Raw genomic sequence first — 13,439 nt, 5'->3', positions numbered from 1 at the left:
CAAAGCCCCGCTTGGCGGCTTCCGAACGAGCCCCCCGCAGCAATTTGGCTCGCCGAGCGATCCGCTCGCGGCCTGTGGCTCGGCCGGCCGCGTCTCAGCCAGTCCAGCTGAAGCACGATCAGTGCTGATTCAAAGCCCGAGGGCTCCGCTCTCGTGGAGTGCCGGGCGGCTTACCCGGCCGGGGAGGCCTCCGCATCGGTCCAGCTCGAACTCTCCCTGTCCGGGAGGGTGAACCACGGCGCCCGGCCGAACTCTTCCACCCGCGCGAGCGGGAGGCGGGGCGCCGCGCCTCCGCCTAGGCATGCTCGACGTAGTAGCTGTTGTGGTGCTTGCCTTTATAGGCCTCGATGCGCTTGAGCATCTTCGGGTTGGCGCGGTTGAGCACGGCGCCGAGCAGTTTCTTCTGCAGGACTTCCGACCCGGAAACCGATTCCTGAAGAGCGCTTCGTGTCGTCTGCCCCCATTCGATGACGTAGACCATGGCGTCGATCAGGAAGCTGACGGCCTTCGAGTCCGCCACCGGCATGACCGGGGCGAGATCGATCACGATATATTCGTAGTGCTCTCTCAGCGCCTTGAGCAGCTCGGCCATCGCCTTCGAGCCAATCACGTCGGCCGAATTCACCATGCGGGAAGCGACGACGGACGGGAGGAAATCCAGTCCGGTCTCCTTGCTCCGCTGCACGTGATAGCCGAGGCTCGCGGGGTCGTTCAGCGCTTCCACAAGTCCGCTCTTGGCGTTCGGCGCGAGCTCTCGCGTCAGTGAGCGCGTGTGCAGATCGCCGTCGATCAGAACCGTGCGGTGACCCGTGAGAGCGATCAACTGAGCGAAATTGGCAGCCACGGTCGTCTTCCCCTCCTTGGGAAGGGACGAGACGATGCCGATCACCTTGATCTCGCGGGTCAGGCGCGCAACGTCGATCGACACCTTGATGTTGCGCAACGTCTCGGCGAATCGCGAGAATGGATGATCGACGACGTAGCGAGACAGGTCGGACGGGCCGGTCTTCGTGGCCGAACGAATGTCGGGCAGAACGCCCAGGCACTTCACGCCGAGTTCGTCCTCGACCTCGCTGGGCGTCCGCAGCACGTCGCTCAGCAGTTCACGCGCGAATGCGACGCCGAAGCCGAGACAGAGACCGCCCACCAGGCCCCCCACCAGCGCCAGCATCGTCCGCGGCGAGCTCTTGCGATCCGGCTTGGTGGCGGTGCTGATGAGGCGAGCCTCGCTGAGCGGGAAGCTCTGGTTCTGCGTCGCGCTCTGCAGCTTTTCCAGGAAGTTGTTGTAGAGATTGCGGTAGGTGTCGGCCGCGCTTTCGAGATCGCGCAGCTTGACCTCGGCCTGGCCCTTGTTGCCGGCCTGGGCGACGAGCTCCTTCACATTCTTCTCGAGCGAGGCCTCCCGGCTCTTTGCGATCTCGTAGTCGCTGCGATAGGCGTCTGCGATTCGACGCAGCTCGTCGGCGATGTTCTTGCGCAGCTCCTCCATCTTGTTGGCCAGGTTGACCGCCGCAAGGTGGGTCTTGCCGTAGCGTCTGGACCAATCGGCATATTGGGCCTGGAGGTCGAGGTATTGAGCGCGCAGACGGGTGATCACCGAGTTGTTGAGGGCGTCCGTCACGGTTGATTGCGCAACATCCTGATCGGAAATCGTATCGATCCGGTCCAGCCGGGCCTTGGCTTCGGCGGTCGCAGCTCGCGCCTGAACCAGTTGCGTGTTGAGGTCCGACAATTGCTGCTCGGACATCAGGCCGCGGCTGGTTCCGACGATGTTGTTTTCGGCCTTGAAGGTCTGGACGGCGCGGTCACTGGCCGATGCCTGCTCGCTCAGCTCGATGCTGCGCTGCTTAAGCCATTCGGTTGCCCGCTTGGTGGACTGATATTTCGCTTCCAGCGCACCGACGAGGTAGGCGTTGGCGATCGCGTTGGCGATCTTGGCGGCCGTGTCGGGGCTCCGTGCGCGATAGCTCAGCGACAAGACATAGGTCGTCAGCACGCGCTCCGTCCTCAGGTTCTTCTGCACCTGTTCGACCACGGCATGTTCGATGCGCTCCTGGCTCGGCGGTTCGCCGGAGCCGAATGGCGAGGTGATCTTGCCGAGGACGAGGGAGAGGAGGCCCGGCTTGGAGCCATTGAATTCCGGATCCTCCGTCAGCTTCAGGCGACGGACGACGGACAAAATCAGGTCGTCCGAGTTGATGATCTCGACCTGGCTGTCGACGTAGCCGGTGTCGATGAGAGCGCTGCTGGCGTTGCTGTCCTTGTCCAACACCTGTGCCTGACGCGTATCCATCATGATACGGGCATTTGCCGTATACATGGGGCTCGCCATGAGCAGGTAGACGATGACCAGCGCCATAGAGGCTCCGACGCAGGCAGCGATGATCGGCCACTGGCGGCGCAACACATCGGCCACGCGCTCGAAGCTGAGGACCGCTCCGCCGAATTCGAGGCCGAAACGGTGGCCCGACTGGAAATGTTCTCGAGGCTGGTACATTTGCTAATTCGCTGCCTTTGACGGTCGTCGATCAACGAGGAATCGGGACGGGCTTGAATGGATTGGCCAGCTTGGTCTTCCATTCGCCTTCGAGAAGGGCCGCGCCCCTGGGCGGTTGCGCGGAACCCTTGATTTGCGGTTGTGCCAGGGCGCCGGAGTTGTCCTCTCCCGCCGCGGAATAGCCTGATTGCACGTTGAGATCGCCGACGCGCTGCGCGAAGTCCCGGATCTTTCGCGCCGCGTCAGGCTTCGTCGACGTGCACCGTACCTCGGCAATCCGCAGCGCGGCTCCGATCGCCGACCGGTCGCTTGAAGCCGCCGCCGAAATGAGCGTCTGAACGGACGGCAGCACCGCCGGGTTCGTCGCGATGTAGCTGGCGAGCCGAAATCTCAGTTTCTCCTTGTCATTGCGCAGTCGCTCCAGAAGCGAGGAAGGCGACTTCACGAACGTGTCGAGTTCGACCTGCGAGGTGCGGTCCGAGAATTCGACGCACTGAGCGCGGCAAGCATCGATGCTCACCATCAGGGCAGAACCCATCAAGACGACCGGTAGCCAACGAGGCCTTGCATGACGACGACGTGTTAGTCCGCAGCCCATCCGTGTCCCTTCGTCGCTGTTGCAATGGGAGAATACGCGAAAACTGGCAGACAACTATGTCAATTTTTGTGCGACGCAAAATTCGTCGCGTGCCGACCGGTGATTGCGAGCCACTTGTGCGTTATTCGACCGGTTGTGGATGGAAGATCTACAATGCACGCGTGATCGGCAGATCGCGCCCAGGAATCTTGCAGATTGAAAACATATGAGGCATCTGCGCATTCATGCGTCGTAAAACCGACACAAGTCGTCAGTGCCATTCTTGTTCCGTGGCGGCTGCCAAAAAATTCGCGACGTCTGCACGTTGACGTCTGCTCGTTGATGTGCCGGTGTGATCTGTCGCGGCTGCGAATCGCAACAGCGCCGAATTTCGCGCATACTTTGCACGCAAATGCTCGCAATCATCCCGCGCGATCGATTATGCGCGCGGACATGCGCGCGGTCCCAGTGAAAGATGGCGTGAACTTGGCGCTCGCATGTCGAATGATTTGCGAGCGTTGAATTTATCGCCGGTCATCATGCGCCGAATGCGAGTCCGCAAATCCGGAGATTGAAAGCAGGCGCGACCTCCTTCACACTGTTGCGGTGCAATAGCCATGGAATGTTGATGTGACGGAGCTGGTTCATCGTGAGAAGGCGCATGTCCTGCCGCTCGACAGCATTCGGGGGATCGCCGCGACGTCGGTGGTGATTCACCACCTTCTGCTGATGCCGACCTTCCTCGCGGCATTCCCGCATAATGCCTGGATCAACTGCTCCTTCTTCAGGAGCGCTTGGCTGCTGGTCGACCTGTTCTTTGTTCTCAGCGGAATCGTCATGTCGCTCAGCTATGTCGAGAGCGACTTCGGGCGCTTCTCGCTGCGTGAGTTCATGATCCGGCGACTGGCGCGGGTCTATCCGCTGCACATCGTCATGCTGCTGGCAAACCTCGTGTTTCGTCTCCTGCGCATTGGTCTGGTCATGGCAGGTGTCGTGGTGGCCGCGCCGGCGGCCTTCGAGGTGAACAACGCCTATTCCTTCGGTCTCAACGTTCTCCTGCTGCATTCGATGGGATTCATCGATTATCTCAGCTGGAATGCGCCGAGCTGGAGCATCAGCGTCGAGTTCTACACCTATCTGGTGTTTGGCCTGATCCTCCTGCTGGCCCAGCGCCTGCGTTCGCTGTTGTGGTTCTACATCCTCTGCGGGGCGCTTGCGGTCGGCAGTCTGGTCTTCATCATCTTCGTGCTCGACAAGAGGAGCCTCGGGCTTCAGACCGATTTCGGCATCCTGCGCTGCTTCGTGAGCTTCTTTCTGGGCGTGCTGACGGTCAGGATCGTCGATCGCCTGCCGGCGAAGCCGGGCCCAGCCATGCAGGGCGCGCTGCAATTCGTCGCCATGGTCGCCAGCATCGTCCTGGTGTCCCTCGCGGAGACCAATCCTGCGGTAACGTTCCTGGCGCCGGTGACGTTTGCGATTTTCCTCGGCAGCCTGCTGGCCTTTCCGGATGCGCTGCTGGTCCCGCGCATGCTGGTGGCCAAGCCGCTGGTCTGGCTCGGGCGCCGTTCCTATTCCATCTATATGGTGCACGCGCTCGTGGTGCTGCTGGCCGAATACTTCGTGCGGGCCGTGGGGGCAGGGCGGATCGCCGCGCTTGATTCGGTTTGGGCAGGCCTGCCGGCGTCGCTGAATCTCATCGTCTCGCTGGCCGCGGTGCTGGTGGTTTCGCACTTCACTTATCTCTATGTCGAAATTCCCGGCGGCAAGTTCATGCGCAATGCACTTGGAAGCCGTCCGGATTTCTCGCCATCTCCCGCGCGATCGGCGCGGCTGACCAACTGAGTCCAGCATGAGCATCCTCGCGCTGCACCGGCCGCGAATCACGCTGATCAGTCTCAATATCGAGGCGATCGCGCTCGGGGTCTATCTGGTCCGCGACGCCTTCGGCGGCGCGATGCGCTACTACACCAGCATCTATCATATGGATGCGCTCTGGTACCTGCCCGACGGCGTGGCCTTTCTGTGTCTGGCCCAATTCTTCGTGCACTGCGTCCTGCGCAATCGCAGTACGCTGGCCCTGATCGTGCTCGTGCAGATCATGCTGTCGCTCGTGCTCGGCTACTTCATGATGGGCACGATGAATGCGGCGATCTCGTCCTTCAAGATGATGCTGCCGGTGTTCGTCGGATTCTGCTTCTGCGATTCGAGCCTCGGCTCGTATCGGAAGCTGCTGTCGGTCATTGCAGTGACCTTCTACCTCTCTGTGATCGGCGTGTTCCTGACGAAGTTCTTCCTGATGCCCTGGGTGGGTTACAAATACGAAGCCTTCGGCGCGGTGCGCGAGGCTGGCCGTCTGTGGTGGGCTTATGGTGGCGACGACCAGCGCCTCATGGGTTTTGCCGCGGACAATACGATGGCGGCCTTCTTCATCCTGGTGTCGTTCGCAATCACGTCCATTCGCATGAGCACCACGTGGTGCCTCTTATTCGGTTCCATCGCGATCTATGCCACTCGCCTGACCACGAGCAAGACGACCATGATCGTCCTCGTGGTCTACCTGATTTTGCTCGTGTGCGTGCGGATGCTCCCGGAGAGATCGCGCTTTCCCGCAATCCGGTCGATTGCGCAGTGGTCGTTCGTTGCGATCTTCGTACCCTTCTTCATGATCGTGCTCGCTTCCGGTACCGCCGCGGTGCCGCACACGACGTTGTTCAGCATCGTCGATCGCATCAACAACAGCTGGCAGCTGCCGTTCGTCTATATGAGCCAGCTCATGCCGATCGGCCTGGTGACCGGCTGCGGGGCCGGCTGCTTCAACTATCCGCAGAAGCTGTTCTCGCCGCTGGCGCAATACTGGGTGCCCGTCGACAATTTCTACATCGGGACCTACCTCATGTTCGGCCTTCCTTTTGTCGCGTTCATGGTGATGGTATTCCGCGCGACGTTCGGCGCGACTGACGTTTACAAGCTTACGCTGCTGTTCGTCGTCAACCTGTTCACGATCACCGTGCTGAACTACGGCCCGGCGTCGGGGCTTCTGATCATCGCATTGAGCTTCAGCGAGGTTTTCTCGCGCCGTGCAACCTCCGCACGAGCGGGCGAAGCCGTGCCGGTTGTCGTGCGGCCGCCGATGCCGTCATTGGAAGGCTTCCGCCCGGATATGCCGGCGGCGAGCGGAAGCAGGTGAGAACGAATGATGCATAAAAGGCTCGCATTCATCGACACGCTGCGCGGCATTGCCGTGTTGTCGGTCCTGGTCCAGCATGTCTTCGAGGTGATCGTCGAAAAGCACCCGACTGGCGCCTACTACTGGCCCATTCATGATGTGTTCGGCTACTACATGAACTTTGGCCGGTTCGGTGTCGTGTTGTTCTTCTTCGTCAGCGGATTCGTCATTCCGTTCAGCTTCCCGGACAGCGCCACGCCCGTGCGCGACTTTACGATCAGCCGCTTCTTCCGGCTGTATCCGGCCTACTGGACCTCGCTCGTGGTCGGGCTCGTGATGATGTATCTGCTGGATGCGAAGGTCTATCCGCTGGGGCAGGTCGCCGCGAACGTGACGATGTTCCAGACTTTCGTGAACATCCCGAACCTCTGGGTGTTCTACTGGACGCTGGCGATCGAGCTCTTGTTCTACGTCGGATGCACCATTCTCTTTGCCATGGGGCTGCTGAACCGGCGCTTCACGGCGGTGAGCATCGTCGTTGCGGCCGCGCTGGTCGGAACCACCGCTGCACTCTTCGTTGAGAACAGGACGGTCTCCTCGGTGATGGAGGTCGGGCTGAACCTGTCGGCGATGTTCCTGGGCAAGATCATCCGCGACACCGTCATCGGCGGAAAGCTGCGGTGGAGCCATGTGACGATTTGCACTCTGATGTATGCGATCTTCGCCATCACGCTGTCCGACCGCAGGTTCGGAGGCGTGTATCACGAGAATTTCTTCTACAGCTATTCGATCGGATCGGCCTATGTCTGCGCGGCACTGGTCTTCATCGGCTTTGCCGTGTTCGGCGAACGAATGGCCTGGCGCCCCATGGCCTTCGTCGGCGTGATCAGCTATTCGGTCTACCTGATGTCGCCGTTCGTGATCGTCTTCATCCATCGCCTCGTCTGGTTCGGCGACGGACCTCTCGGATGGTCGATCTTCCTGGTCGTGATCCTGGCGTTGTCGATCCTCGTCAGCTGGATGACATTCGCCTTCATCGAGAAGCCCAGCATTTCCTTCGGGCAGAGGTTCCGCTCGGCGCGAAGAAGGCCCGTTATCCTCGAGCCGGCCCTCAGCACCCAGGGTGCCGCAGAGTGATCAAGGCACCCCACCAGGCGGGCGCCGCGTATGATGGATCGTTCGTTCCTTCGGTCCAGGGCCTTCGTGCCATCGCCGCGCTTAGCGTGCTGATGGACCATTTCTACGACATGCCGAAGGCAGGGATGTACGACATCCCGAATCCCGGCTTCCTGCCGCCGCTCTGGCCCTGGCTGCAATCGGTGATCAATGTCGGCGGCCACGGTGTCGAGCTGTTCTTCATGATCAGCGGCTTCCTGATTCCGGCGAGCCTGGTGCGGCACGGATCCCTGTCGCGGTTCTTTTTCGATCGCGTCCTGCGCATCATGCCGGTGTTCGTCGTCCTGCATCTTGCGCTGTTCGCGATCGGGCCGATCGTGGCTTACAAATTCTTCCGTGACATCGATCTGACCAGCTATCTCGCGATTTTCGCAGCCAATCTGTTCTTCGTGCAGGATGCGCTCGGCTTGCCCATCGCCCAGCAGAATGCCTGGACGCTGACGTACGAGTGGGCATTCTACATTTGGTTTGCATTGACGTTCTCGGTGTGGCGCGGCGGGGGCAGGCTGCTGGCGGCGCCGCTGATCCTGCTGGGTCTGGCCTGCCTGATGCACTGGCCGATCACTGCGTTCTTCTGTATCGGAATGCTGTTCAGCGCCACCGGATTTCGTATCTCCATTCCTGGACGTCTCGGGCTATTCGCAGGCTTAGCCTGCGGGGCCGCCCTGTATGCGAGCCTCGTGCTGTTTCACCCGTTCGTGGGGCTCATTCCCGGATTTCTGCTGTTCGGCATGGTGCTTGCCCCGGAATCAGGCCTCGGCAGGGTTCTGAGTACGCCGGCGCTCCAGTATATCGGCAAGATCAGCTACAGCCTGTATCTCGTGCACCCCTTCGTGCTCTTCCCCTTGCAGATGATCGGCCTGAAGCTGGTTGCCGCCGGCGTCGACCGCTGGCTGTTGTGGGCCGCCTTCATCGGGCTCGGGCTGGTGATGTCGCTCGTCGCGAGCGCGATCAGTTATGAGTTGATCGAGGTCAGGCTGAGGCGCCTGTTGGACGGCGCGACCCGCGGCACGTTCTTTCGGCCGCAGATCGAGCAATCGGTTTGAAGGATCGCCGCTGGCGCTCAGCTCACGGTGCGACCGGCGAGCCTGTGATAGGAGCCGAGTAGCTGCTCGGCGATGCGATCCCAGTTCAACGGGCCAGCCGCGGTTTGCCGTGCGCCCTCGGTCAATGTCGCGGCGAGAGGCTTCGACGTCAGCACGCGCTCGAGTGCATCGGCCAGTGCAGTGGCATCGCCGGGAGGAACCAGGAGCCCGTTCACCCCGTCGGTTACGACGTCGGGAATTCCGCCGGTTGCGCTGGCGACGACGGGCCGGGCATTCCCATAGGCGGATGCCAGCACGCCGCTCTGCGTTGCATCCTTATAGGGCAGGGCAACCACGGTTGCTGATTGAAACAGCCGTCCGGTCTCAGCAGGCGAAATATAGGCGTTGATCGTCTTGACGGTCGGCATCGCCTCCATCCGCGCGCCGAGCCGCGTCATCTCGGGGCCGCGGCCGGCGACGATCGCTTCATGCGCCACGCCGCGCTGGGCCAATATGTCGATCGCATCGATGAAGACGTCGAGGCCCTTGTAAGCCCACATCCGTCCAAAAAACAGAATCTGCGCGGCTTCCGGCTCGGCGAGCGCACCCTTGGCTGGCGGAACCATGAGCACGCCGTGCATGCTGGAGACCGTCTCGCCCTTGAAGTCGGGCGAGGCACGGCGGAAATCGGCAATACAGCTCTCGCCATGCGTCGTGACGACCGAGGCGGCCGCGCGCATGCGCCCACGCCAGGCATCCTCACGCGGCGAGGTGCCCGAGCCGCCTTCCGAATGCGGAATTGCGTCGTGAACCGTCAACACCAGGGGAATGCCGAGTGGACGGAGCAGCTGGATCAGCCTATACGTGTAGATTTCCGGAACTTCGTGACAATGAATCACGTCCGGACGAAACGAAATTACATCCATGAAGGACGCGGGGATGCCGATCGCGCCGCCGCGGCGCAGACTGAGGTCCCGAATGCGTGTTTCGAACGGCGCGGCGACGGCGATATCGGCCAGTTCCCATTGCTGGTTCGCGTCCTTGCGGTTGAGCACGAGGCGAACGTCGCAATGATGCGCCAATCCCGATGCGAGACGGTAGGAATATTCAGCAAAATGCGGTGCGTAGATGGCCACGCGGAGGCGCTTGGCCATGTCAGCTCTTTCCGTTCCAGAGGTCGATCGGGAATGCACTCATCAAGGCACGATGGTCAAAGTTGAGGCGCGCAGCCCCACCCATCTCGCGACCTTCGTCAATACTTGTGGCAAACTCGACGGCGAACCGCCCGGTGCCCTCATAATAGTCACGATACTTGAACTCGGACTCTCCGCTGCTCAGACGCACGTATCGAGCCGGTATCCCGAATGCCTCGGCGACAATGATGCCGTGGAGCGAACTGGCCAGAACCAGTTCAGCTTCGAGAATGGCGTCAATTCGCCGGTTCCAGGATCCCAGCGGTGAGACCACTGTATCGTTGGCATGGTCGATGAGACTCAAATCGTGCAAATTCGGAACAAACACCCACGGCTTCTTGGCAGTAGGGCGAAAGCGATTCGGAAACAGCTGAGGAAGCAGCAACGCAGGGTCTCCGAACACTTCGGGTACCGCGATGCCCCGGCGCTGCAAGACCTCCCGTGTACGAGGGCCGCGCACCGCTCGCACGTCCAAGTTCTGCACGCGGCGGTTGAGGTCGTCCTGACCGGGGCGCCCGTTCACGCCGCTTCCCCAGATCACATCGCCATTTCGCGCGTAGTGGAGCACGGAGCCGATCGCGAACAAGCGCGTTTGCCGCGGCACCTCGTCGGCGAGCGTATAGCCGAAATGTCGCAAGAGATGGTCAACGACGATGATCGAAAGATGGTCGCCGAAATTTATCGTTCCGTCGTCTGGACGCCAGAAGAACAAGTCGACATGCGGATACGGCAGTTGATGAATAAAGTCGCAACCGACCTCGTTGATCAGCCGTCGTAAATTGCCTCGAAAATTCATGCTGCCTCGGATTGTAGCTGCTTTCTTGCCGTAGTGTCCTCGTAAACAAGGCGACTATTGGACCATTGCAGACAATGGGCCATCGACGAAGATCCGCCTAACCCGAGATTGTGACAGGCTTCCAATTGCGCCACGAGACTATCAAGCCGCGCTCAATCGTTTCGGGCGTCATTTGGTCCGCACTCGATTCCGCAGTCGGACAGGCTCTCGCGCTCGCAATCTACATGATCATGGCGCGGCTGCTGTCGCCGCAGATTCTCGGCATCGTGGCGACGGGGGCGCTGGCGCTCGAATTCTGCCGGGCAGTCCTGATCGAGAGCGTCGCGATTGCCGTCCAGGCGCGTGCCGAGCCGAAGGACGAGGATTATACCGCCTCGTTCTGGCTCATCGCGGGCCTCTCCTTGTTTGCAGCGCTCGCACTGTTCGCCTCGAGCGGCGCTATCGAACGATTCTCGGGTCTTTCGGATATTGCCATCGTTCTCAAGGGATTTTGCATCGTGGTGGCCGTGCAAGGCCTGTCACGGACGCACGAAGCCTGGTTGACGCGCAATCAACTCTTTCGATCCCTCGCCATCCGCTCGCTTTCTTCAATCTCGGTTGGCGGGGCCGTAGGGATCGGGCTGGCGATCCAGGGTTACGGGGTCGTTGCGCTGGTCGGACAGCTCGTCACGACTTCGTTGATCTCGCTGGTGAGCCTTTGGATACTGACGCCCTGGCGCCCTCGGCTCCGGGTCAGCCGACAGGCTGTTGTCGAACTCCTGAGCTATGCGCGCTACGTGGCGCTGACGGGAATCACGAACTTCGCCAACGCCAATTCCGATCTGATTTTCGTCACTTGGTATACCGGCGCCGCCGGTGCGGGCTTCTACAGCCTCGCCAAGCGCCTGGTCAACGCCGTGAGTACCGTGATCGGAAATGCGTTGAACCGCGTGTTCTTTTCGACCATCGCGGGTCTCCAGCATGACCGGGAAGCGTCGCGTTCGACGCTGGTCGACTTCGTCATGTACACGTCGCTGCTGACGGCCCCGATTTTCGCTGGCATTGCGGCTCTGGCGCCGGATCTGATCGTCGGTTTCTTCGGATCCAAGTGGGGCGAGGCCGCCCCACTACTCGCGATCATGTCGGTCACCGGATTCTTGACCACGATCGGCCTCTACAATCACTCCGTGATCCTGGCATTTGGCAAACCGCACTGGCAGACCTGGCTGACACTGATCTACGCGGTTTCGAACATAGCAATCTTCATCCTCGCTGCGCCGTTTGGCCTCATCGCGATTGCTGTCGGCTACGTCGTTCGCGCCTTGTTGCTGTATCCGCTATCCGCCGGAGCCTCGATGCGGATCCTGTCGCTCGGTATCAGGCCCTATGCCGCGGCGCTGATGCCCGCACTTGCGGGCTCCGCGGTAATGGCATGCGCGGTGGTTGGTGCCTCCGTCACCATGCCGGCCACGTCGCCATGGCTGCGTCTCGCCGCGCTCGTGCTGCTTGGTTCTTCGGTTTATCTTGTCGTTGTTGTCGCGATCGCCCGGCCGGCCGTGGTACGGATATGCCAGGAAATCCTGGGTCGTGTGCGGCGATCGTCGAGGACCTGAAGCGCGATGCGATTAGGATGACTCGTCATCGCGCTTCAGGTTTTTGTTCAAGCATGATCTTTTCGGAAAACCGCTGCACACTTTTCCGGATCATGCGTTAGCGGCAAGATCTGGCCTGCAAACACCTAGCTTGCGTTGGCCGCCTGTCTGGTCTCGGAAAGATCGAGTGGCTCGGCCTTCGGGATGCGGGTTGATCTTGCGTCGCCGGGCGCAAGCCGGTTGATCAGCTTTCGAGCGGGATCTTCGACGTAGTGATATGTCACGTCGGCAACGACTGTCAGGACGATGCAACAGACCAACGCAAACACAGGAAACATGCCTGGTTGAAGTCCGAAAAAGTGCCAGGCCGGCTTGAAAAGCAGGATCAGCAGCACTTCGTGCACCATGTATATTGCATATGACGTGTTGCCGAGGCGGCCAAGCCAGTCAGAGCCGGGAAACCGGGCGAAAGCGCTTTCGCCAGTGGCGGTGACGAGGATCGCGAGAGAGAACAGTATGATTGCAAGGTCGGGCTTGGCATAGACGTTGAGGACCAGGATCGATACGGCAAACAGCGCTATTCCGGCGAATGCGACCGGCTTCTTGCGATAGTCGCTCGAGAGCCTGAACAGGACGGTCAGGAGAATCCCGTTCAGGAAGCTCGGCAGGGCCCGTAAAATCCCGAAATCGAAGGTTGCCCCGTACATCTGCGAGCGTTCCTGCCAGATCGGCAGGTGAGCGTGGGCGAGGATTCCATAAGAGAGCGCGACGATGATCGCGAGCATCAGCGGCGAGATCCTGCCGGCCAGCAGCACGAACAGTGGGAATAAAAAGTAACAGAACAGCTCGGCGCTGATGGACCAGGCCGGCGAGTTGAAGCTGAGATGATCTGTGACGCCCCACGCCTGCACGAGGAAGAGGTTTTGAATGAAATCCAGCCAGCTCGCGTGCGAGGTCGGACCGGATATGCCCACGAGAGCAAGGGCCGCGAATGTCAACAATGTGAGCAGATGCAAGGGGTAGATTCGCGCAATCCGCCTAACGAGGAAGCGCGCATATGAGCGCAGGCCTGTCGAGGTTGACGGATAGGAGTAGGAGATCACGAATCCGGACAGGATGAAGAACATGTCCACGAACAGGCCGTAGGACCCGTTCCAGGCCGGCGAGATGCCGGGGTCGATCAGCTTCAGGTGGAAGATGAAGACCCCAAGCGCGGCGACGAAGCGGTAGAAGTCGAGAACGACAAAACGTCTTGCTTCACTGGCTTCCATCGGGTCTCGGAGTCCTTGCGCGGTTCGTCTCTCTTCTAGAGACGAATTGTGACGCAAGTTCGCAAGCACACTGGCCGATACGGCGCAATCGCGGCAGTCCGCGAATGCATGGCGCCCATCCGAATGCGGATGGCAGTCGGCTCTCTGCTCATCGATGAGGCAGGCGC

The 13,439-nt window shown here is 60.8% G+C and carries 10 protein-coding genes; 5 read left to right on the top strand and 5 right to left on the bottom strand.

Annotated features, from left to right (window positions below; all coding sequences use genetic code 11):
* Positions 1-295 precede the first annotated feature (295 nt).
* Both AX729_RS34340 and AX729_RS34335 read right to left on the bottom strand, forming a co-directional pair.
* Positions 296-2,497, bottom strand: coding sequence for a Wzz/FepE/Etk N-terminal domain-containing protein (locus AX729_RS34340; protein WP_061028753.1), 2,202 nt, complete (start codon positions 2,495-2,497; stop codon positions 296-298).
* Positions 2,498-2,528: 31 nt separating this feature from the next.
* The gene (locus AX729_RS34335) at positions 2,529-3,035 is read right to left on the bottom strand and encodes a hypothetical protein (RefSeq protein WP_245325498.1); all 507 of its coding nucleotides are present in this window, start codon (positions 3,033-3,035) and stop codon (positions 2,529-2,531) included.
* 669 nt (positions 3,036-3,704) lie between these two features.
* Here AX729_RS34335 and AX729_RS34330 point away from each other — a divergent pair.
* Genes AX729_RS34330 through AX729_RS34315 form a run of 4 tightly spaced genes read left to right on the top strand, consistent with a single transcriptional unit; the run spans position 3,705 to position 8,462 of the window.
* Entirely contained in the window at positions 3,705-4,916 is a 1,212-nt protein-coding gene (locus tag AX729_RS34330) for an acyltransferase family protein (RefSeq protein WP_245325497.1), read from the top strand.
* A 7-nt stretch (positions 4,917-4,923) separates the two neighbouring features.
* Positions 4,924-6,261 (top strand): hypothetical protein, encoded by a 1,338-nt coding sequence (locus tag AX729_RS34325; protein WP_061028752.1) that lies wholly within the window; start codon positions 4,924-4,926, stop codon positions 6,259-6,261.
* Between the two features lie 6 nt (positions 6,262-6,267).
* Entirely contained in the window at positions 6,268-7,377 is a 1,110-nt protein-coding gene (locus tag AX729_RS34320) for an acyltransferase family protein (RefSeq protein ID WP_245325496.1), read from the top strand.
* Positions 7,374-8,462: an acyltransferase family protein gene (locus tag AX729_RS34315; protein WP_061028749.1), complete on the top strand. Its 1,089-nt coding sequence runs from the start codon at positions 7,374-7,376 to the stop codon at positions 8,460-8,462. Before AX729_RS34320 ends, AX729_RS34315 begins: the two co-directional genes overlap by 4 nt.
* Positions 8,463-8,479: 17 nt before the next feature.
* Here AX729_RS34315 and AX729_RS34310 read toward each other — a convergent pair whose 3' ends face one another.
* On the bottom strand, positions 8,480-9,595 hold the full coding sequence (locus AX729_RS34310) for a glycosyltransferase family 4 protein (RefSeq protein WP_061028746.1): 1,116 nt from the start codon (positions 9,593-9,595) through the stop codon (positions 8,480-8,482).
* A 1-nt stretch (position 9,596) separates the two neighbouring features.
* A complete protein-coding gene (locus AX729_RS34305; protein ID WP_061028743.1) occupies positions 9,597-10,430 on the bottom strand; it encodes a polysaccharide pyruvyl transferase family protein in 834 nt (277 codons plus the stop codon).
* Between the two features lie 110 nt (positions 10,431-10,540).
* Here AX729_RS34305 and AX729_RS34300 point away from each other — a divergent pair, with 110 nt between their 5' ends.
* Positions 10,541-12,022 (top strand): lipopolysaccharide biosynthesis protein, encoded by a 1,482-nt coding sequence (locus AX729_RS34300; protein ID WP_245325495.1) that lies wholly within the window; start codon positions 10,541-10,543, stop codon positions 12,020-12,022.
* A 125-nt stretch (positions 12,023-12,147) separates the two neighbouring features.
* Here the strand turns inward: AX729_RS34300 and AX729_RS34295 are convergent, their stop codons facing one another.
* Positions 12,148-13,272 carry an acyltransferase family protein gene (locus AX729_RS34295; protein ID WP_061028738.1) on the bottom strand — a complete coding sequence of 375 codons (1,125 nt, stop codon included), beginning with the start codon at positions 13,270-13,272 and terminating at the stop codon, positions 12,148-12,150.
* Positions 13,273-13,439 lie beyond the last annotated feature (167 nt).

Origin of the sequence: Bradyrhizobium sp. CCH5-F6, from assembly GCF_001556045.1 — a bacterium.
Lineage (GTDB): Bacteria > Pseudomonadota > Alphaproteobacteria > Rhizobiales > Xanthobacteraceae > Bradyrhizobium.
Note: the sequence above shows the minus strand (reverse complement) of the source record. Positions and strands in the feature narration are given on the sequence as shown.